The sequence below is a fragment of the Acinetobacter sp. GW821-FHT01C12 genome, from assembly GCF_059422625.1.
In genome coordinates, this window is the sequence record NZ_JBWKXD010000008.1 from 35,539 (window position 1) to 58,390 (window position 22,852).

Here is a 22,852-nt window from a genome sequence, read left to right on the forward strand (position 1 = left end):
GATCTTGACGGAGTCTTGCTGAATTTTAATCAATTCCAGAATCAGCCTACCTCAGACAGTTGCAGATGACATTTCCGAATATCCTTTTTCATCAAGAATTTTTATCAAACTCAGCTTAGATCTACTCATTCAATGAGCATTTTTGATCAAAAAACCGTACTCACTTATATCAATAATAAGCAACAACACTGTACACAGCACAGCTAAAAACAAGCACCCAACTAATCACATTAATTCATATACTTTTCATAAAAAATGATAAGGGCGTCAAATACAAATTAATTATGCACAAAATACAAAGTTATCTATTGTGATGTAAGTCACTATAACCCTGCATTTATTTAAGTACATTACTATTTTATTAAACAGTGCGACTAAGTGTAATTTATTGAAATCATAAAAAATGATTTTAAATAAATATTAAAAATCAACCTTCTAAAATGAATGGGTTTTACTATGAAATTAGCTCTATTAAGTACTGCAACTTTATCTGCTTTAACGCTTTCTGTTTCAGCTTTCGCTGCTGATCCTGTAACTGTTAACGGTGGAACAGTACATTTTACTGGTGAAATCGTAAATGCAGCATGTGCTGTAAGTACAGAATCTTCAAATCAAACTGTTGATTTAGGTCAATACCGTACTGCACGTTTAGCTGTTGCTGGCGATAAAACAACTCCAGTACCGTTCCAAATCAAACTTGTTGACTGTGATCCAACAGTTCAAGCAACTGCTGCTGTTGCATTTTATGGTCAGTCTGTAACGTCTAATGCAAACTTACTTTCAGTTGCTGCTGGTGGTACAAACTCTACTGCTGCAACAAATGTAGGGATTGAGATTGCTGATGACACTTCAAAAATCTTAGGTGTTACTGGTGCTAGTTTCTCTACACCTAAAACATTGATCACTGGTGATAACACACTTCAATTCAGCGCTCGTTATGTAGCGACTGGTGCATCTACACCTGGTCAAGCAAATGCTGATGCAACTTTTGTAGTGAAATATGAATAATTTATCTGCCTAAGATAATTATTAACTATTTGATTACATGAGCTTATTTACCATGAAAAAGTATATAACCCTGATTGCTGGAATATTAGTAAGTACTCATATTTACGCAGAGAGTTATGTGTTTGGTGGAAGAGCTCATTTTCAGGGAGTTTTGATAAATCAAAGCTGCTCAATCTTGATTGAGAATAATGCTGCTGTATCTATTAAAACTCCCAATTCTCCAATTCAAATCAATTTTTCATTATGCCCTGTAAGCATCTACGACAATCTCGCCATTGGTCTATCTGAACAAAATAAGCCAACCCATGAGATGTTTTATACAGATCCAAAAGCAAGAAATGATTTTGATATTCATCAAGAATTAAACATTCAAGATTTTGAACAGACCCGTCTGGATCAGAAATTTATTCGACAAATTGATCGACCTGAACGTTATGACAGTTTCGCTAAAAATAGGATTGGTATTCTCCTCAACCAAACTTCAGAGCAGTCATCCGCTCAAGCATCGAATATTTTAATTTCTGTTTTTTATCCATAAATGAATTCTAAGGACTTATATGAAACTGAACTTATTTAAAAATGGTGTTCTTAGTATAACCTTAGCCTGCTTAGCATCTACCAGCTTGGCCAATAACAATATTATTGGCGGTATATCACTTGGGGCAACCCGTGTTATTTACCCAACCGATGCCAAGCAAGTTTCATTAGCTATTGTCAACAGCAACAATAAAGAACGCTTTTTAATTAACTCATGGATTGAAAATAATCTAGATGAAAAATCAAAAGATTTTCTGATTACTCCTCCCTTATTTGTCGCAGAAGCAAATAGCGAAAATACTCTAAGAATTGTCAATGTTGCTACCAACTTACCCCAAGATAGAGAGTCGGTATTTTGGGTCAATGTCAAGGCAATTCCTTCGATTGATAAATCGACTTTGATTGACAAAAATATTTTGCAACTTGCTGTTTTATCTCGAATCAAACTGTTTGTAAGACCGATAAATCTAAAAACTAAACCTGAAGCCGCATTAGAAACACTTAAGTTTTCAAAATCAGCAGAAGGCATCATGGTGAATAATCCATCTCCTTATCACGTTTCTTTTGTGAACGTTTTTGTTGATAACCAAAAAGTGCCAAATGTGATGGCGAGTCCTTTTGCCCAAACAAAAATTTCAGCGACTTCAGGCAATAAGCTGAGTTATCAAACGGTCAATGATTACGGTGGTTTAACGGCTAAAGTTGATTTAGAACTGAAGTAATAATTATGAATAGTCTATTTTCAATGCCATACAATGTTGTATGCGTAAGGAGAAATATCAAGCGATATCCAGTGGGTATCGCAGTGACTATGCTGATTTCAATCGTAGTCCCAAGAACCAGTCATGCAGAACAGGTATTTAACCCTGCATTTTTAACAGATAACTTATCCAATTCACAAATTTCTGATTTGAGCAGATTTGAGAAATCGACCCATCAATTGCCGGGCGTGTACCGGGTTGATGTGTATGTCAACGATCAATATGCGTTTACCCGCGACATCAATTTTATTGAAAAATCAGGTATTCAAGATACAACGGGGTTGTTTCCGTGTTTAGACAGCAAAACATTGCAGGGATTTGGGGTCAATATTGCCCAATACGAGCAATTGTCTAGCTCAAACCCACAATGTGTAGATATTATTTCAATCATTGACGGTGCAAACAGCCACTTTCAATTTGATAAACAAAAATTATTGATCAGCTTGCCGCAAGCGTCTTTACGCAACCAAATTCGCGGTTATATTCCACCCGACCAATGGGATGAAGGGATCAACGGCTTTTATACCAACTATAATATTTCGGGTTATGACAACTCTAAAACAGATACCAACAGTTTATTTTTACGGCTGGATAATGGACTCAATATTGGCTCATGGCAGTTCCGACATTCAGGCAGTTTTAACGCCAATTCGCACAACGGTAAAACCACAAATCAATGGAATAATTTAAATACCTATGTACAAAAAACCATTATTCCTTTAAAAAGCCAGCTGGTAATTGGTGATGGTTCAACAAGTAGCGAAATTTTTGATAGCTTTGGTTTTCGTGGCGCACATTTGTCGACTTCTGAAGCAATGTATCCAGACAGTCAGCAAGGCTATGCGCCTACTGTTCGTGGGGTTGCAAAAACCAATGCAAAAGTGGTGATTAAACAAAATGGTTTTGTGATCCATCAGGTAAATGTCGCACCCGGACCATTCCTTATCCAAGATTTAAATCCAACCTCAATCAGTGGTGACCTTTTGGTTAGCATAGAAGAAAATGACGGTTCGATTCAAAGCTTTCAGGTACCCTATTCAAGCCTTCCAGTGCTACAACGTGAAGGACGTACAAAATATAGTCTGGTGGTGGGTGAGTACCGTAGCGGATTGGATTCTCAAGATAATCCGTCATTGCTACAGGCAACAGCAATTCACGGTTTAAAAAATGGTATATCCGTTTATGCGGGTACGCAATTATCAGAAAAATATAAGAGTGCATTGGTGGGTCTAGGTGCCAACCTCGGCGATTATGGTGCTCTGTCTTTTGACCTTACTCATGCGGACAGTGAGTTGGCGGATCGATCCACGAGCAGTGGGCAGTCTCTGCGCTTTTTATATTCAAAATCATTATTAAGCTCTGGAACAACTTTCCAATTATTGGGTTATCGTTATTCCACCAAAGGTTTCTATACCTTAAATGATGTTGCTTATAATCGTATGAGTGGCTATCACGTTTCCGAAACTCAAGACGGAAATCAAGCCAATACCCCGATCATTACGGATTACTACAATTTATATAATTCTAAAAAAGGTCGCTTTGAAGTCAATATCTCGCATTCACTTGGCAACTATGGTTCTTTATTTGTCTCCGGAAATCAGCAGACCTATTGGGACACCAACAAAAAAAATGAATGGGTTCAAGCGGGTTATGCAAACTCATGGAAAGCATTGAATTATTCATTCTCCGTCAGCCGTAACAAATATTCTGAGATTAATCAAAGTGACACCATGTATGCCATGAATATCTCCTTCCCATTGGACAAGCTATGGCCGAAAGCGAATTTCCGCAATCATCCAATCCAAAATGCATACAGCACTTTTTCGACCACACAAAATTCAAATGGTAATGAGTCCTATATGGCAGGTTTAAGTGGCACCTTACTGAAAGATCGTAATTTAAGTTATAGCATCAATCAGGGACAAGTCAGTAAGCAAGGCGATATAGGTTCAGTCAGCCTAAATTACAATGGTAGTTACGGTACGGTAGGCGCAGGTTATAGCTACGAAAAGAACTCAAATCAATTTACCTATAACGCATCTGGCGGTATTTTAGCGCACCGTGATGGGATTACCTTTGGTCAGCCTTTAGGCAGCACCTCAATTTTGGTCAAAGCACCCGGTGCCAAAGGTGTAAATATCGAAAATTATACCGGCGTTAAAACCGATTGGCGTGGTTATGCCATCGTTCCTTATGCCACTGAATATCGTGCCAATCGTGTTGCACTCAATTCAAATACTTTCAGTAATAATCTCGAAATCAGCAATAACGTTGAAAATGTCGTCCCAATCAAAGGGGCAATTGCCAGAGCAACGTTTAACACCAGTTTAGGTGTACGAGCACTCATCACTTTATCCCATAACGGCAAGTTTATACCGTATGCAAGTAGTGTGATCGAAAAAGAAAGTTCAGCCACCAGTATCGTTGCAGATGATGGTCGAGTTTATTTAACTGGACTTCCGCTCAAAGGCACATTGGAAGTCAATTGGGGCGAATCTGCTGAAGGAAAATGTTTGGCAAACTACGATATTTCAGACATGGACCTCAGCAAACCCGTTATTCAATTTGATCTTGAATGTCAATAAGGAGAGATCATATGAAATTTAAACTTTTAATTTCCAGTATGTTGTTGCTTGCGTCTGCCCCATCTTTTGCAGTTGTCTGTTGGAACAGTAAAGGAAACGGTGTGGTGGATGAAGTTTTTTATGATCTGTCCAATAGCTTCAGCAGCTCGAATAACGCTGTAGGTAAAATTGTAGAGCTTAAAAAGAATTTTTCTTCGCAAGTTTATGGAACCTGCCCAGCTCATAATTCCAATATTAGTCGGAATAGAACCATGCGTAGTTATGTTTCCGACCTGTCTGTGGTAGAAACCATTGATCGCTATAAATACTTACCGATCAACGATTATTTGGTCGGTGCCATGAAAATTACCGATAGCTTTGCGGGAGATTTTTATCCTCCTGCAAATTATGTACAGATGGGTACAGATCCCAATGTAAGTAGAGGGCAACCCTTTGGTATTTGGGATTCAAACTTTACCTTTCGTCTCAAAGTGATTAAACCCTTTATTGATTTTGTGCCTATCCCGAAAAAAACCATGTTTACTGTGTATGTCACAACGGGCTCAGCAGATCCATTAAGTATCCCTGTTTATAAGATCAGTTACAGCGGTTCTATTACGGTTCCACAAAGCTGCAAAATTGGCACAGGTGACTTTTTAGAAATTAAGTTTGGGGAAATTCCAGCCTATGCCTTTAGTCAGGCGGGTCCTGGCAATAAACCCAACAATGTCAATAAACAGAGTCATACCTTAGCGATTCAATGTACCAATATTGATGCCCAAGCAATGCTGACACTTCGGCTTGAGGCTGAAAAAGCCACTGGAGATATGATGATCTCAGATAATCCAGATATTGGCTTTAAGATGTCAGATCAAAATGACAATGTGTTATTGCCCAATAATATCAATAGCGTGATTCCGTTTAATCTCAATCAACAACCAGCAAATGTGACCATCAAAGCTTGGCCCGTCAGTATCACTGGGAATAAACCAGTCATTGGTCCGTTTAAATCTAGAGGATATCTCAGAGTGGATTTTGATTAGGAGACGATAATGCAAAATAGAGCAAGATATATGGCTGCTGCCACACTGCTATGTTGTTTAAATATTCATCAGATCACTCATGCTCAAAATAGTAATGTAGAGCTGGGTCGAGTGAATATTGAACTTTCAGGGATTGTGACGACAGCAACCTGTGGCGTGTTAAGTTCTGAACAAGATAAATATATTCAGCTTGGCAGTGTTGCAAGCAAAGACTTACCGAATGTCGGTAGTCAATCAAAACCAACCCCGATTCATTTTGAGATGAGTAACTGTCCGCCGAATGGATCTGTGACCATCACTTTTGAGGGACCTCGAAATACTGAAAATGCTGAACTTTTAGCGCTCGATGCCTTAGCCAATAAGGCTGAAAATATTGCGATAGAAATCCGAGATCAAGATAAAAAAAGATTGCCTTTAGGCAAGAAAAGCGAAGCCTTTAGCACAGACATCAATGGCAATGTTTCGGCACTCTTTTATGCAAATTATATCGTGACCAAAGCACAAGCCCTCGCAGGGATTGCAAATGCAAATGCTCAGTTTTCTATTCAATATGACTGAGCACATAACGCGATTTATTATTGACGGTTAATACGATTGAGTATTCAAACTTTTTAAAGCACAGGGTTAAGAACTCATCCTTCTCATTTGAATGGCATAAAAAATAGCGGAGAATTTTATCTATTTTCATCATTCAAATCCCCACATCGCTTTAAAGAAAAATGAAGACCTCACACATAACGACAAATCTTTGATTACTTTAAATAAAAAATAAATACACAGAAACATCGAATGAATATTGGGAGAATTCATGAAAACTTTTTTTAAAATAAAAAGTGTTAATAAAGGAATGGCACTTTTATTAGACGATTTCTGTAAAAAAAAAGGCTTAGATGTTTCAAACAATGCTGAATATCTAATCAATGATCACCTACCATTTGGCGAATGGCTCACGAAAATAAAAGAAATCAACAAACAATATCCCCAAGTGGGTATTGGATTAGATATCGGTGCTTTGGTTCAGCCCAAACATATCGGCATTGTGGCTTATATGGCTCAGTCGAGTGATACATTATTTGACTATATCGAAATACTGGCTCAATACGAAAAGCTTTGGTTTAATTATATTCCCAAAAAAGTGCTTATTGAGGAAAACCACTTTTCAATCTCATGGGATAAACCTGCATATTTACAAGTGGGTTTATATCTAGAAGAAACCACCATCGTTGAAGAAATACAAGTGTCTAGCCTGTTTCACCACTTACAACAACTGACCGATTCAGATGCAAGTGTTTTTTATTGTCTAGAACTTGCCATTCCCAAACCCAATGACACAAAAAAATACCAACAACTGTTTAATTGCCCGATTAAATTTAATACAAAGCAAACTCGAATCGTCATACCGAATTCTTTATTGCAAACCAAATTAAAATACTATGACCCTATTCTTTTAGAAATATTATTGAATCATGCCAACATATTACTCAGTAAAATGCCTCAGGAGGATTCTTTCTTGGAATTGGTTAATCTAAGTATGCTACAAGCACTTGAAAATAATAATGTCCAGATTCACTCTATTGCCAAATCATTAAATATCTCTGCGAGAGCACTGCAAAAATATTTAAAAAATAGAGACCTTTCCTTTAAAGAAATCCTCAGTAATATTCGTCAAAATTTAGCCAAGAAATATCTCCAAAATCAAAACCTATCCATCACAAAAGTTGCCTTCTTACTTGCCTATAAAGACCAAACCTCATTTAATCGTGCGTTTAAAGCATGGAATGGTGTTTCTCCTTCTATGTGGAGAAAGCAAAATATCAATAAAACATTAGATGTAAATGAAAAGCATCATCTAAATGAAAACTTTGAAACAGAACTTATTAGACACGATGTTCAACTCAGCTAAAACAAGCTAAATTTCGCTAAAATAACCTAGAACATCCAACCTAAATTATTTTTTCTGCTTTGTAGACTGGCGTGATAAAAGCAAAAGCCCATACATAAAAAACAAACTTTGTCGTGCTGGCTTTACCCATAACCTACAAAGTTTGCTGGTTGTTCTGTACTGTTCAATGCTGATTTAATCCAAATGAACGGCCATACGCTTCGCGGTTTTATTCTTGCGTGTCACCATCAAGCCACAAATCACCACGATGGAAGTTACTCCTAAGGATAAAGTTGTTTCATAACTATATTGAGGCGATAAAAACATATAGCCCAATACACTCATAATCACCACAATGACAAACCATGTCAGCCATGGAAATAACCACATTTTAAAGGTCACTTGAGCACCTATTTTTTCCAGTTTAGCTCTTGAGCGTAGTTGTGACACAGCAATGACTAAATAAACCACTAAAGCAATTGAACCTGTTGTTGAAAGTAAAAATCCAAAAACTTGCCCGGGAAACATATAATTCACGGCGCAACAAATCAGTCCAACCAAGGTTGAAGCAAACACTGCTATCGTTGGTACACCTGCATCATTAATTTTAGTCACAACTTTCGGGGCTTCTTGACGTGCACCCAATGCAAACAGCATCCGTGAAGAAGTATATACAGCCGCATTCATACAACTTGCCACCGCGATAAACACTACCATGTCCATAATCAATTTGGTTTGCGGCACATTGAGGCTGACCAAGACATACTGAAAGGTCCCCAATTTTTGTAAATCAGGCGAACGCCAATCGACTAAAGCCACTGCTAGAAAAATCGAAACAACAAAGAATAAAATGATGCGATACAGCACCAAATTGGTGGCACGTTTAATTTTTTCTTGTGGATTTTTAGACTCTGCCGCTGCAATCGACAGAATTTCAACACCAAAAAATGAAAATGCCGAAATTAAAATCGCCGAGAGAACACCACCCATGCCATGCGGCATAAAACCGCCATTTGAAAATAAATGCCCCACACCACTGACATCACGAGCCAAAGGCCAAAGACCGAATACAGCCGATGCACCAATCACAATAAACAGCAGTATCGCAACCACTTTAATTAAAGCAAACCAAAACTCAAACTCACCAAAACTTTTGGTACTAAAGAAATTGGCTAAACTGAGTAAAATAATAAAAGCAAAGGCATAAATTGCACTGGAAACTTGAGGAAACCATGCATGTAAAATTTCCGCACCAGCAATTGCTTCAATAGGGATCACCAAAACCCAAAACCACCAATATAACCAACCCACGGTAAAGCCAGCCCAAGGGCCAATTGCTTTACGCGCATAGGTGGAAAATGAACCTGTATCTGGTTGAGCAACGGCCATTTCACCGAGCATACGCATCACCAAAAAAACAATAATACTGGTAATAATATAAGCCAGTACAGCAGCTGGACCTGCTTTGGCAATTGCAGCTGAAGAGCCGACAAATAAACCTGCACCAATAACGCCACCGATACTAATCATCGTGATATGTCGGTTGGAAAGTCCTTCACCTAATTTTGTTGTTTTAACACCATTCATATTTTATTCCTTAAAAATACTTTTAAAATCGTGAATTACATTATTAAATCCTTATTCAAAAGAGAGAAAATCGATGATCTTCCCTCTATACAGCAAAAATTAATTTAAAGTCGGCATTGAAAACTGCTTGGCTTCACGAACGTGTGTAGCTGGCCAGCGCTGGGTAATGGTTTTACGACGCGTATAGAAACGCACCCCATCTGGCCCATAAGCATACAAGTCACCAAATAACGAACGCTTCCAGCCACCAAAACTATGATATGCAACAGGTACAGGCAATGGCACATTTACCCCGACCATTCCCACTTGGATATGATGGGTAAAATAGCGCGCAGCTTCCCCATCACGGGTATAAATACAGGTACCATTTCCATACTCATGATCATTGATTAGCTGCATCGCCTGTTGCATGGTTTCTACGCGAATCACCTGTAAAACAGGGCCAAAAATTTCTTGCTGATAACTGGTCATGTCTGTTGAAACTTGATCGATCAGCGTCGGGCCAACAAAAAATCCAGTTTCATAACCGACAGGTTTGGCATCACGACCATCAACAACGATTTTAGCACCTTGCTGTTCAGCACTTTGGATAAAAGCTTGAACTTTATCTTTATGTGCTTGCGAAATGAGCGGTCCAAAGTCATTTTGTTGATCTGCATAATGACCAAACTTGAGTTGTTGCATTTCGTGGCTAAGCTTTTCAATCACCAAATCAGCAATTTCATCGCCAATTGCCACTGCAACAGACAAAGCCATACAGCGTTCACCAGATGAGCCAAAAGCTGCCCCCAATAATGAGTTCACCACATTATCGATATCTGCATCAGGCATGATAATGGCATGATTTTTTGCGCCACCTAAAGCCTGACAGCGCTTGCCTGTCGAAGTTGCTGTACGATAAATATATTCAGCAATCGGGGTTGAACCAACAAAACTTATCGCTTGAATATTTGGATGATGTAATAAGGCATCCACTGCTTGTTTATCACCATTGATGACATTAAACACACCATCGGGTAAACCCGCCTGTTTAAGTAGTTCCGCCAAATATAATGCTGCGGATGGGGTTTTTTCAGAAGGTTTTAAAATAAAGCAGTTTCCGCAAACAATCGCCATAGGGAACATCCACAATGGCACCATTGCTGGAAAATTAAATGGCGTAATCCCAGCAACCACACCTAAAGGTTGAAATTCACTCCATGAATCAATATCTGGGCCAACATTTTTTGAGTATTCACCTTTTAAAAACTCAGGTGCACCACATGCATATTCAACATTTTCAATTCCGCGTTGTAACTCGCCCTGTGCATCATGACAAATTTTTCCATGTTCTTGCCCAATCAACTCACAGAGTTTTTCAGCATTGTCTTCTAGCAGTTGTTTAAATTTAAACATCACTCGTGCACGTTTAATCACTGGTGTATCACGCCATGCTGGAAAAGCCTGTTGTGCAATGTGAACCACCTGATTGACTAAGTCGCTATCTGCAAGCGCAACTTCTTTGCTGATCGCACCAGTGGCTGGGTGGTATACAGCTTGTGTTCTTAAGGTCTTGCTTACAAGTCCCCCTTGAATAAAATGCCCAACCAGCGTGTTCGGTTGTACTGCTTCAACTGTTTCGCTATTAGACAGCTCGCCACCACTAAAATTTTCTAAATTGTTCATTACTTTTCCTTGTCTATTGTCTAGCTGTTCCGTATTGATTTACTTAGAGGCACACCCTATTTATTTCACCTGATAAAGTGCCTCACCTACTGCATTCATCAAGCTGCTTAATTGCGCTTCTGTGCTGTTAAACATTGGACCAAACTGAAGGGTATCCCCACCAAAACGCACATAGAAACCGGCTTTCCACAGTTTCATTCCAATTTCAAAACCGCGAATCGTGGCATCACCATCACGTGGTGCCAATTGCAAGGCACCAATCAATCCGCAGTTACGGATGTCGACAATATGAGGTGAACCTTTTAATTCATGAACAAGCTTTTCAAAGCTTGGTGCTAAGCCAGCGGATTGGGAAATTAAATTTTCATTTTCGAGTATATTTAACGTGGCGAGAGCAGCGGCACAAGCAACAGGATGAGCCGAATAGGTATAGCCATGAGTAAATTCAACGGCATGTTCAGGTAGGTCTTGCTGCATAAATGCATTGTAAATTTCACGGCTTGCCACCACACCACCTAACGGAATGGCGCCATTAGTAATCTGTTTAGCAAAGGTCAAAAGGTCTGGTGTAACCCCAAAATGTTCAGCCGCAGTCCATTTGCCGATACGCCCAAAGCCAGTGATCACCTCATCAAAAATCAGTAAAATATCATGTTGGTCACAAATTTCTCGTAGCCGTTGTAAATAACCAACTGGTGGCACGATACAGCCTGCTGAACCTGAAACAGGCTCTACAATCACTGCTGCAATATTAGAAGCATCATGTAATTCAATCAGTTTGAGCATTTCATCGGCCAGCTCAACCCCACCCGTCTCTGCACAGCCTTTGGTAAAACTTAAATGCGCTTGTAAGGTATGAGGTAAATGATCCACATCCATCAATTGACCAAACATTTTACGATTTCCGCCAATGCCGCCTAGACTGGTTCCTGCCACGTTTACACCGTGATAGCCACGCGCTCGTCCAATCAATTTGGTTTTGCTTGGTTTGCCTTGAATGCGCCAATAGGCACGTGCCATCTTGATCGCAGTATCGGCAGACTCTGAACCAGAGTCGGTAAAAAAGACATGTTGCAGTTTTTCAGGCATTAGCTGAACAATTTTTTCAGCCAATTGAAAAGATAAAGGATGTCCAAATTGGAATGCAGGTGAATAATCCAATTTTGCCAATTGCTTACTTACAGCCTGTTGGATTTCAAGTCGTGTATGCCCTGCACCACACGTCCATAGCCCTGATAATGAGTCATAAATCTCACGTCCAGTACTGTCAATTAAATATGATCCTTTTGCACCCACGATCATGCGCGGATCTTTATGGAAATTACGATTTGCAGTAAATGGCATCCAATGAGCTTGATAATTTAAATTCATCTGCTCATTTGACTGACTGGCTTCCAATGCGTCATCGCGGTCATTTGATGTATCGATATCAAACATAAGTACTCTTCTTGTTTTGTGGTTATCTCTTGAGTGTACAAAGCAAGATAGTTTTGATAAATTCAAAATATCTTGAGTTTAGATATAAAAAAGCAAAACTAAATGAAACCCAAAAAATTAAATCAAGTTACTGATTTTGATATAAAATTACTTAAAATATTTAAAACAGTCTGCGACTGTCACAGCTTTACTGCTGCCGAAAGTATCCTTGGGATTAGCCGTTCTGCGATTAGTTTACATATGAGTGATCTGGAAAATCGCTTAGGGATTCGACTCTGCCAACGTGGCCGAGCAGGCTTCTCCATCACCGATGAAGGTCGGGAAGTTTTAGAATATATTGAAGTACTGACCGCTTCGATTGAGGACTTTCGTGCCAAAATTAATCAAATGCATAATCAGCTCAAAGGTGAATTTAATATTGGGATTATTAATAACTTAGTCACGATGCCCAGTGCTTATATCACCAATACATTGGCGCAGCTTGCGGAAGAAAATACTGAGGTGGTTATTAATATTAGTATGAGCACACTGTCAGATATTGAGTGCCGTGTTTTAGACAACCGCTTACACGCTGGTGCGATTCCGTTGGTGAGTCCATTGTCAGGCCTCGATTATTTTCATTTATATAACGAAGAGTCTTCACTCTATTGTGGACAAAACCACCCACTCTTTCAGCATTTAGGTAAAATAAGTTTAGATGACTTAAAACGATGCAATACAGTTCTTCCAAATTACGCCATTACCCCCGATGCAATGAAGTTACATCAACGGTTGAACTGTTCAGCCACTGCCAGTGACCGAGAAGGTATTGCCTTTCTGATCCTTTCAGGAAAATTTATGGGGTTTTTACCCGATCATTATGCGAAAAAATGGGTTCAAGATGGTTTGATGCAACCAATTTTACAAGAGAGAATGCATTACAGTACGCCGATATGTCTAATTACTCACAAAGGAAAAAATTACAATATTATCTTAAAAACCTTTATGGATATATTAAATAAAACCGTTCAACCGATAAAATAATATACAAAGATTTAAAACAGTTTAAAAATTCGATTATTTTTAATACAAATCAAAATATAATCCAACTAAAATAATCAGATTATATTTTAACTTATCACACAGCATAATTTTTAATTTATGTTATTTATATCACAAATTAATAGGCTTAATAATAATCTACCACCAGTATTTTATGCTGATCACTTTCTAAATCTTGAATTTTTAAATGCGCCACACCATTGGCCTTCTTATCAACTAAGTTATTGAAATTAAAGCTATCTATCGTAGTGGTTTTTCTCAACACATCAATCGTATTATCAATCGCTTTGCAATTAGAATTATTAGAATCCTTTTCACATGTAAATTCTACAATCTGCCCTTGAAAATGAATCTCCTCTGCATAAGTGGCTAAACTTAAACTCGATATCGTTGTAAATGTTATTAATAAAAAGGATAGTTTTTTATTTAACTCCATCTCATTCCCCTCTAAAGAAATGGTGTAGTTAATTAATTACATAACCTTATTATTAATACAAGATTTTCCAATCAATAAATAAAAAAATAATTTTAAAAAATATGATTCACGTCAATTAATCATATTCAATTGTGACGGTTGCCATAGCTCGTACTTTTCCAGGCATCACTTTGGTTGCAGTCTGATAGTAACGTGCCGTCATTGGTACATTGTATTGAATATTATCATTTGACTTTAATGTACCTAATTCTAGCTTGTCATTTTTAGCAATCACTTTATTCGAATTTTTATATTGTGAAAGCAATTGTACGCCAACACCTGATGCATTACTTCCCGCAGCAGCATTGTTGCTAATGACATTTGTAGTATTGGTTACAGCATCATAATCAAAGCTTAGACTGATTTTATTGCTTTCTTCATAACCCGTTGGGTTTTTTCCACCATTACACAGAATGTTGAGATCAAAGGCTTGCTCGCCTTGCGTTGAACCTACACCTTTAAAATCAACCTTGTTTACCGTTGGAAGTGTCACCGTTTTATTAATATTGCCTTGGATTTCACATGATGAAGAAGCAATGGTAATCGCATTACCATATACCGTACTGGTTAAAAAAGGCTGATTCGGATAACCAATCACGTTATAGCGACTATATTGTCCAGGGACCAATGCACCTGATCCTGTGGATGGTGCGGTTTTAACAATTTCTACAACGAAATATCCAGGTGATAAACGATAGGTGGTATTTCTAGATAAACTTCTGGTATAAGGGTAATAACCTGAAAAGTTAGAATTATCTGCCGCTTCTCGGTATAGACGAATACCAATCCCTTCAATATTGGTACTATAAATTGAGTTGCCTGATGGGCTTAAAGGATATCTTTGCTGCAATACGGCTTCAATTGTGCCTGCCGAATAATCACAATAATAAGTAGATCCATTTGATGAAATTGGAAATGTTGCTTTACGTAAAATGGTTCCAACAGCATCACTTGGTCTCACCACAACACGACCAACAGACATGCTCACATCTTGCGGGGTAAATCCACGCTGAGGTGCACAAGTTGCATATGCGCCTGAACTCACAGTCCCAGCAATGAGCAAGAGAATACGATTTAAAACTTTACCGTTCATTGACATACACCTTCCGCCATAATCATATTTTGCTTTTTGTCTGCTGCTTGCGCAGAAACATCATATTGAATGTGGCATTGCTCGTTGGCATTTTCGCCCCATTTCACTGTAACCGAGTCTGCTGTAGTATTGGTTCTTAAATAAACCATACTTCCTTGCGCAACCATTCCAATATTTTCACCTTTTGTATCAAATACTTCTGCTGCAAAAGGTAAAGTTTCACCATTTTGTTTTTTGCTGCGAATATAAATTGCTTTACCAATTTTCGTTGCAAAACTCACTTGTGATATTGAACCTGCATAGGGTGCAATACGCTGACTTGTACCATCTAACTCAACATCTGTCGACATTCCTTGAGGATCAAGGCTAATGTCATTTAAACGATATGGTGTTACATACGGAATCACCGCATAACCAGATTTATTGATACTTAAACCTGTCGCATTATTCACTTTTGCACCAGCAGCTTCAGGTGCATACACCAACACCATGGTTTGCCCCTGATCTGGTCCAAACAAGACACCGTCAGGATGAGCAACAATATTACCACGTGCAGTCAACATGGCTTGTTGATAACCGTCAGCAGCACTGAATGACCCACCAACAGTCGCGTAGTTAGTGCGATACTGAGCATTTAAATTGGCACTAGGATTATCACCATAGCGCGTCGATACAGATGTACCATAGTTAAAACGATCGCCAACCACACCACTCACACCAACGGTCGCATTATCTTGCGTCATAATCGAGTTAAGGTTCGCTGAGCTTTTCTTAAATGAAAGTGGTAAGGACATGGTCAACATATACTCAGTATCACTATTGCTGATACTTGTGGCATTGTTTTCAACAATACGTTTAATTGCAGACAAACCATAAGTCAAACCACGATAGTTATTGCTATAACCGACTTGATACTGACGGGTTGTTTCCTGACGATTCCAGTAATCTACCCACGAACCAGTTGCATAAATATTGCCAAAATCACGTGGTAACCCCTGATTCAGGGTAATCTGAAATTCACTGCGCTGTTTACCTACGTGAGCTGAGCTAATACCTTTATTGTCAAGGTCTTGTACCAATATCGCATCACGTAACTTGTAAAAGTTTTCTGTAGAATAACGATATGCAGCTAAGGTCAAATTAGTATCTGTTGGGGTAATTAATTTACTATAACTGATACGGAAACTTTGCCCACTTTCACTTTTACGACGTTCAAAATCTGCTTGTGAATGCGTTACATCAAGTGCAATTGCGCCAATCGGTGTTGCAAAAGCACTGCCTAATGTTACTGCTGAATAGTCTTCAGAGTACTGTACACCACCATAAGCCGTGATCGAGTTATTGATACCGCGTTGATATTTCCCTTGCACAATAAAAGGATCTAGATCGATATCTTTATCACGGAATTGCCCCATTGACACAGAATAACGACTCATTCCTGGACGGAGCATTTGTACAACAGATGCATAAGGAATTGAATAGCGTTGAATCTCACCATTGGCTTCTAAAATAGAAACTTCAAGTTCACCACCAAATCCTGTCGGATAAAGGTCATTGATTTCAAAACTACCTGGTGCAACCGTTGTTTGATAAATCAATTGACCTTGCTGACGTACTTCAACCTTGGCATTGGTTTTTGCATTACCGCGAATACGAGGTGCATAACCAATCATACTGTTGGGTAACATACGATCATCACTGGAAAAATCGAAACCACGATAACCAAATGAATCAAAGATTTCACCATCGGTAAAGCTTTCACCTAAAGTCAATACACCACGGTATTGCGGGAATGCACGTTGCACATAGGTGTTAATCGCGTCATAACTTGATTTAGATTGATTATCTGTGGTGGTGCGGTCTTGCCATTGCCATTGACCATTATGGCGCAATTGCCAACCAGCTAAATTTGCACCAGCCGTTATCGAAGTAAATGCATTGGTCGTTTCTTCGCCACCTTGGACTTTATTAAATGTTTTATATGCACTGGCATTATAGGAAAGAAATGCAGCATTGATCCCTCGATCCCAAACACTAGGGTCGACATAGCCTTGCGCATTTTTTTGCATCGCAACTTGTGGAATCGAAATATCGACACGTAAACGTGAAGTATCAAATTCATAAAACGAATCTTCAACCCACTGTTCGATTTTCTGACAACCAGTCAAAGCAAAACTTTCGCCTTTTTTTAACACGTCTGCTTTAACGCCGTATTCTAATAATTGGTTTGAGCTAAAGCAGGTAAAAGCGTTTTGATTATTTTCAGTCGCTTTAAACACCATACGGTGTTTACCAAACCAGTTACCATTGACATAAATATCCACATTATAGTCACCTGGTAACACAGGATTGCCATATTTAAAGCGATTTACATCTATCTTTTTGGCATCGCCAATTAAAAAAGCCGAATCAAATTCTGCTTCTGCAGCAGTCGGAGACTTTTCAGCCTCTTTTAAGTCAGTTTCAGATGCATTAACTAAAGCAGGAATGCTGAGCGTAATAACCCCACAAGCCACATAGTAACTAATATGTCGCTTGATCCACTTGTAGCTTTGTTCATTTTTTTGCATAAAGAAGTCTGCCTATCAACAAATGAATAGGTTTTTTTACTCGCTTACTCTCAGATAAATGAAATGATTAAATCATCATTGCGAAGGTGCTTTAAATTTCTTGCATTGAAGAAATTTAAAGACTTGTTCAATCTATTAAAATTTAATATTTCGCTCTACACGACCACCATAATCATTGATTGTGGTAAAGGTCATCTTAGCGACATTGGAATTTTTTAAACTCACCGTTCCATCAGAAAATGGTTTCAACATTAAACCTTGTGAAATCAAATCAACGCGTTTGCCTGATTGATCTTGCATAATAGAAGTCAAGGTAATATGAAATGGTGTTGGGTTTTTTACGGTTAACAGAGTACCGTTATTGCTCCACTGTAATTTTTCAGGTGCCAAAGCGACATCTTCTTTAAGTCCAGCTGGGCGATAAAAAAACTTAATACGCGATCGAATCGCAAGTTGTAAAAAGTTATCTGGTACAACATTCTGATCTTTCGCAGAAGGTTTTGGTGGGATATCGAGAATATTTAACCAAAAGAGCGTTTCTTGAGTTTTACTTAACTCATTTGCATTTGGCAAACTGGTAATACGTAAAGACTGCCCTTTTTTAGCTTCCACACGCGATATAGGCGGTGTAATCATAAAAGGCGCTTTCGATTGATCTGGCGTAGATTTCGCATCTCCCTCATCAATCCATGCTTGAACCAATGCAGGATTATTTCCGTTATTACTTACCTGTAAAGTAATTTCACGTGCATCAGATGGATAGATAACACGAGTGCCATGAATGATGATTTCAGCATTCGCTGCACCAAACGGAATTAAAAATGCGAGTAAACCTTTTTTAAGAAAGGAATGATTCAAGAACATAACGATTATCTCTATATCTAAAATAAAGTAAAAGAGCTAGGTTGCTAGACAACCTAGCTCCGTACCATTCAATAAAAAATTATTGATAGATAATAGTATATTGAACAGACGTTGTTACTTTACCAGCAGCAGATGCATCAGTTGCATAATATTCAGCATAGTAATTAAGATCAGCTGCACCTTTGTCCGCAACATCTACCCATTGAGAGTTAGTTTGCGCGCCAGAAGCACCAGCAGCAAGTACAGGAATGAATTGGTTATTTGAACCTAACAATTGAACTTGAACGTTTTTCGCGCCAGTTGCATCTGTGTTATTTAAACGACCAGTACCAAAATCAACTGTTGAACCTGGTTCAAAATAAGTTGCAACTTTGCCTTCAGAGCAGTTAGCCAAGTTAATTGTGAATGGCGTACGGCCCGCGATATCACCAGTTTTAGCAAGAGTTTGCTTAGATACTGTAGGAAGCGTTACTGTGAAATCTTTACCTTGTGGAGTTACGATATCACAAGTTTTGTCAGTTACTAGACCATTGATTGTGATTGTGCCGTCTGCTGCAAAAGCACTAGACATTGCTAAAATTGAAACTGATGCTGCTAAAAAAGTATTTTTCATACCAAGTATCCTATACAGACAAAAAAATGATTCGTTTAGATCGATGGGTATTATGCACACTGAGATAAAAATGTAAACAAAGTCACACTTTGTGTATGAAATAGATACAAGTGTATATAAATTTGTATTTTTTGAGAAAAATATTTTTATTATAAATTTCAATATATTAAATATTTATTACATTCATATTTCAGTTTTATTTAAAGTATTTTTTTTTGTAAATTTTTTACATAGAAACAAAATTCACGTTATTTCAGCGTAAATTTTGAATTAATCACATGAGTATAAATCATCGTTTTATGTCATTTGATTAAGTAAATTTGCTTTGAAACTCGCTGTGTGTGCTTCGAAATTCAGGCAAAAAAACAGCGATATCACAACTCACCCTTACCCCCTTACAATGTCCAAAGACCAAGGAATAGCAATGCTTTAACGACTATTTTACTGATTAATATTTCGCTTAAATTTAGAATTCCCACTGACCAATGTTTGAAAAATAACCCAGTTAAGATGCCCAATGATGATGTTTATATATGAGTTTAAGGAATGAATATTTTTATTTTTCTATACAATATTCAACTTTTTAATTTTAAAAATCATATAAATATTTTTTCAAATTAAAATGTGAAATAGTTAACATATTAATATGTGTGTATTGTTGGCTTCTTTTAAGCTGCCTATGTGGCAGTGAACTAGCACGACTGTGGTGGTAGATACCGTCTACATTTCTAAGCTGCCTATGTGGCAGTGAACAGCCACTCGCTTGAGTGCCTAAGTTTGCATAATTTCTAAGCTGCCTATGCGGCAGTGAACTGTAACAGCGGCTTGAATGGTTTCAGGTGTTTTTTCTAAGCTGCCTGCTTGGCAGGGAACTTCATGATAATTCACCAGAGCAACATTATGCATTTCTAAGCTGCCTACTCGGCAGGGAACAATGGGATCGGTATGGCTGGAAAAGGCTATATTTTCTAAGCTGCCTATTATGGCAGTGAACCTTCCTTTCGAAAGCTCTATATCTTCCATAAATTTCTAAGCTGCCTATAAGGCAGTGAACAGTGATCTTTTTAAAAATGTTTTGCCTCTTGCTGAGTATTAGTTTTAATACTCATTCTCTTTTCTTTAAATATTCAGAAACCCACTCAATTGAGTGGGTCTTTTGGTTAGCTATGATGAAGCTTGCAATATTTTTTCGGCACCAGCTGCTAAAAATGCAGAACGGGATTTATACTGCTTATCTTTACCCACTTTATCATCTATGAGATAAATTAAGCGACTTGGTAAAGTGACATTAATTTTTTCAGCCTTACCTAAATAACGGTTCACATCAACATCTACAACTGCCCAGATAAAGCCTTTAAACTCTTCATCGTTAAGAAATTTACTCACTTCTGATGCCAAAGGAATATTTTTGCCATCTTCTGCAAGAATCTCCAAATGATCTGCAATTGCTTCTTTCGCATTGCTTAATGCTTCTTCAAAAGTATCACCCGCAGAGAAACATCCCTGAATATCAGGAACAATTACACCATAGGCTTCATCATTCAAGCCTTTTTCTACTGCAATTGGATATAACATACTCACCTCTTTTGGAGAAAATGAAGTTTGGATGCAGTGGGTCACTCAAGACCTGCTTGCTTTAAAATGCTTTTAACAGTTCCAGCTGGTAAATCTTTTTTAGGGTGAGGTACTGTGACCAGACCTTCTTTGGTCGGGTGTTTAAAATGGTGGTGACTACCTTTAACCCTAACCTCATACCAACCGTCTGCTTCAATCATCTTAATCAATTCCAGACTTTTCATTTCAACTCCATCTGTCTTGATGAGTAAAATATAACCCCAGAGTTATATTAATTCAACCTATAAAGTATTTCCTTAATAGAAAAACATTATTTATTTAAATATATCAAATATTTAACCAAAATTCACACAGCTATAAACATCAAAAAATAATGTTAAGTAAAGTTTTAAGAGTTTCTAAGCTGCCTGCTTAGCAGTGAACACTCAGCCGCATATTGCCAAGCGTTCGCTAAATTTCTAAGCTGCCTATGTGGCAGTGAACGCGGTAGTGAATTAAATATTAAAAATAATATTTTTCTAAGCTGCCTACTCGGCAGTGAACCCAACGTTCATATCAAAGGATCAACACCCAACTTTCTAAGCTGCCTATGCGGCAGTGAACACGCTAAAAACCTGCATCTGTGCACCAAATTTTTTCTAAGCTGCCTATGCGGCAGTGAACATAAAGATTCGGTAACGATCCAAGCTGGATCTTTTCTAAGCTGCCTATGCGGCAGTGAACGTTCTGCACTAACTTGCTGCTGTTGTTGAATTTTTCTAAGCTGCCTATGTGGCAGTGAACACCGTATTCGCCGCGCCGCCTAACCAATTCAATTTCTAAGCTGCCTATGTGGCAATGAACTCGGCGTCAAATAAACTACTTGATACGTGCTATTTCTAAGCTGCCTATGTGGCAGTGAACACACATACAGGCAAGCCAAGCCACATCAAAAGTTTCTAAGCTGCCTATGTGGCAGTGAACCAGGCGATAAGTGCAATGCTTACACTGGAGACTTTCTAAGCTGCCTACTCGGCAGTGAACTTTGGCTTTTGCTCGTTGTCGTGCACGTTCTTTTTCTAAGCTGCCTACTCGGCAGTGAACCAACATCGCCCGTTTTTGTATAGAGAAATACATTTCTAAGCTGCCTACTCGGCAGTGAACGCTTGGTTTACACGTAATCGATCTTCATTCAATTTCTAAGCTGCCTATGTGGCAGTGAACTTTCGTTCATTTTATTCCCCTAAAAATAATATTTTCTAAGCTGCCTATGTGGCAGTGAACGCTGGAGTGCATCAATTTGGTTTAAGAGATAATTTCTAAGCTGCCTATGTGGCAGTGAACCTTGATACACGGCTTCGAGCGGGTTTTCAGTATTTCTAAGCTGCCTATGTGGCAGTGAACGGAAATTGACGCAGAATTATTTTAGTTGGGATTTTCTAAGCTGCCTATGTGGCAGTGAACGGGGGCGGTGGTGTTAACGTTGTGAGTTCTGATTTCTAAGCTGCCTATGTGGCAGTGAACTAATATAGCTATCACCCTGCTTGAATTGCTCATTTCTAAGCTGCCTATGTGGCAGTGAACATGGATGGCTAAATAATGCTGCTTTTATCTTTTTTCTAAGCTGCCTATGTGGCAGTGAACTTTAAAAAAGAAATTAAATAAATTTTTTGGGTTTTCTAAGCTGCCTATGTGGCAGTGAACGAATCGAGTCGAGCTGGCTATCACCATCTTCTTTTCTAAGCTGCCTATGTGGCAGTGAACGAGATTGAGCGTACAGCTGCCCCACTTGAGGATTTCTAAGCTGCCTATGTGGCAGTGAACAACGTCCTTTACTGTCTTGTTTAAATCCTTCTTTTCTAAGCTGCCTATGTGGCAGTGAACGGCAACACGCACAAACACAAGCACAACTACAATTTCTAAGCTGCCTATGTGGCAGTGAACAAAAATGCGGGTTCATCAAAGGTGAAATGATTTTTCTAAGCTGCCTATGTGGCAGTGAACATGTTGCAACAGAGTTGCCAGTAGCTGCACTATTTCTAAGCTACCTATGTGGCAGTGAACAAGATGAAGTTGCGTTTCGCAAATCTTTATCATTTCTAAGCTGCCTATGTGGCAGTGAACAATCAGTACAAATATTAAGTTATATTGATCATTT

The 22,852-nt window shown here is 38.4% G+C and carries 18 protein-coding genes and 1 CRISPR repeat array (1 of these 19 cut by a window edge); of the genes, 8 read left to right on the forward strand and 10 right to left on the reverse strand.

Annotated elements, in window-relative coordinates; translation table 11 throughout:
* Positions 1–456: 456 nt before the first annotated feature.
* The 7 genes from fimA to AC07WY_RS16195 all read left to right on the forward strand — a co-directional run bounded on the left by fimA (position 457) and on the right by AC07WY_RS16195 (position 7,816).
* Positions 457–1,008: a type 1 fimbrial major subunit FimA gene (gene fimA, locus AC07WY_RS16165; protein WP_016539504.1), complete on the forward strand. Its 552-nt coding sequence runs from the start codon at positions 457–459 to the stop codon at positions 1,006–1,008.
* 52 nt (positions 1,009–1,060) lie between these two features.
* Positions 1,061–1,546, forward strand: a complete 486-nt coding sequence (locus AC07WY_RS16170; protein WP_494736717.1) for a hypothetical protein — start codon at positions 1,061–1,063, stop codon at positions 1,544–1,546.
* A 19-nt stretch (positions 1,547–1,565) separates the two neighbouring features.
* Entirely contained in the window at positions 1,566–2,267 is a 702-nt protein-coding gene (locus AC07WY_RS16175; RefSeq protein WP_004722216.1) for a fimbria/pilus periplasmic chaperone, read from the forward strand.
* Between the two features lie 5 nt (positions 2,268–2,272).
* Entirely contained in the window at positions 2,273–4,891 is a 2,619-nt protein-coding gene (gene fimD, locus AC07WY_RS16180; RefSeq protein WP_494736718.1) for an outer membrane usher protein FimD, read from the forward strand.
* Between the two features lie 11 nt (positions 4,892–4,902).
* Positions 4,903–5,913 (forward strand): fimbrial protein, encoded by a 1,011-nt coding sequence (locus AC07WY_RS16185; RefSeq protein ID WP_419334690.1) that lies wholly within the window; start codon positions 4,903–4,905, stop codon positions 5,911–5,913.
* A gap of 9 nt (positions 5,914–5,922) precedes the next feature.
* On the forward strand, positions 5,923–6,471 hold the full coding sequence (locus AC07WY_RS16190) for a fimbrial protein (RefSeq protein ID WP_239046181.1): 549 nt from the start codon (positions 5,923–5,925) through the stop codon (positions 6,469–6,471).
* 250 nt (positions 6,472–6,721) lie between these two features.
* A complete protein-coding gene (locus AC07WY_RS16195) occupies positions 6,722–7,816 on the forward strand; it encodes an AraC family transcriptional regulator (RefSeq protein WP_494736719.1) in 1,095 nt (364 codons plus the stop codon).
* A 174-nt stretch (positions 7,817–7,990) separates the two neighbouring features.
* Here AC07WY_RS16195 and AC07WY_RS16200 read toward each other — a convergent pair whose 3' ends face one another.
* The 3 genes from AC07WY_RS16200 to aptA form a co-directional block, all read right to left on the reverse strand.
* Entirely contained in the window at positions 7,991–9,382 is a 1,392-nt protein-coding gene (locus tag AC07WY_RS16200) for an amino acid permease (RefSeq protein WP_004819829.1), read from the reverse strand.
* A 99-nt stretch (positions 9,383–9,481) separates the two neighbouring features.
* Positions 9,482–11,047, reverse strand: coding sequence for a CoA-acylating methylmalonate-semialdehyde dehydrogenase (locus tag AC07WY_RS16205; RefSeq protein ID WP_494736720.1), 1,566 nt, complete (start codon positions 11,045–11,047; stop codon positions 9,482–9,484).
* Between the two features lie 60 nt (positions 11,048–11,107).
* Positions 11,108–12,484: an omega-aminotransferase AptA gene (gene aptA, locus AC07WY_RS16210; RefSeq protein ID WP_494736721.1), complete on the reverse strand. Its 1,377-nt coding sequence runs from the start codon at positions 12,482–12,484 to the stop codon at positions 11,108–11,110.
* Between the two features lie 102 nt (positions 12,485–12,586).
* On the opposite strand from aptA, the gene AC07WY_RS16215 reads away from it, so the two are divergent.
* Positions 12,587–13,507: a LysR family transcriptional regulator gene (locus tag AC07WY_RS16215; protein ID WP_262085371.1), complete on the forward strand. Its 921-nt coding sequence runs from the start codon at positions 12,587–12,589 to the stop codon at positions 13,505–13,507.
* Positions 13,508–13,652: 145 nt separating this feature from the next.
* Here the strand turns inward: AC07WY_RS16215 and AC07WY_RS16220 are convergent, their stop codons facing one another.
* The 7 genes from AC07WY_RS16220 to AC07WY_RS16250 form a co-directional block, all read right to left on the reverse strand.
* Positions 13,653–13,961 carry a hypothetical protein gene (locus AC07WY_RS16220; RefSeq protein WP_419334698.1) on the reverse strand — a complete coding sequence of 103 codons (309 nt, stop codon included), beginning with the start codon at positions 13,959–13,961 and terminating at the stop codon, positions 13,653–13,655.
* 115 nt (positions 13,962–14,076) lie between these two features.
* Positions 14,077–15,093, reverse strand: a complete 1,017-nt coding sequence (locus AC07WY_RS16225) for a fimbrial protein (protein WP_262085369.1) — start codon at positions 15,091–15,093, stop codon at positions 14,077–14,079.
* A complete protein-coding gene (locus AC07WY_RS16230; protein WP_262085368.1) occupies positions 15,090–17,663 on the reverse strand; it encodes a fimbria/pilus outer membrane usher protein in 2,574 nt (857 codons plus the stop codon). The genes AC07WY_RS16225 and AC07WY_RS16230 overlap by 4 nt, the downstream gene beginning before the upstream one ends.
* Positions 17,664–17,798: 135 nt before the next feature.
* Positions 17,799–18,527, reverse strand: coding sequence for a fimbrial biogenesis chaperone (locus AC07WY_RS16235; protein WP_494736722.1), 729 nt, complete (start codon positions 18,525–18,527; stop codon positions 17,799–17,801).
* Between the two features lie 79 nt (positions 18,528–18,606).
* Entirely contained in the window at positions 18,607–19,140 is a 534-nt protein-coding gene (locus AC07WY_RS16240; protein WP_004819818.1) for a fimbrial protein, read from the reverse strand.
* A 1,164-nt stretch (positions 19,141–20,304) separates the two neighbouring features.
* Complete coding sequence (locus tag AC07WY_RS16245; RefSeq protein WP_262085366.1) at positions 20,305–20,715, reverse strand: type II toxin-antitoxin system HicB family antitoxin; 411 nt, start codon at positions 20,713–20,715, stop codon at positions 20,305–20,307.
* A 41-nt stretch (positions 20,716–20,756) separates the two neighbouring features.
* Positions 20,757–20,939 (reverse strand): type II toxin-antitoxin system HicA family toxin, encoded by a 183-nt coding sequence (locus AC07WY_RS16250; RefSeq protein WP_262085365.1) that lies wholly within the window; start codon positions 20,937–20,939, stop codon positions 20,757–20,759.
* Between the two features lie 171 nt (positions 20,940–21,110).
* Positions 21,111–22,852: a CRISPR direct-repeat array (repeat unit 28 nt; unit sequence TTTCTAAGCTACCTATGTGGCAGTGAAC) (it continues 2,852 nt past the right edge of the window).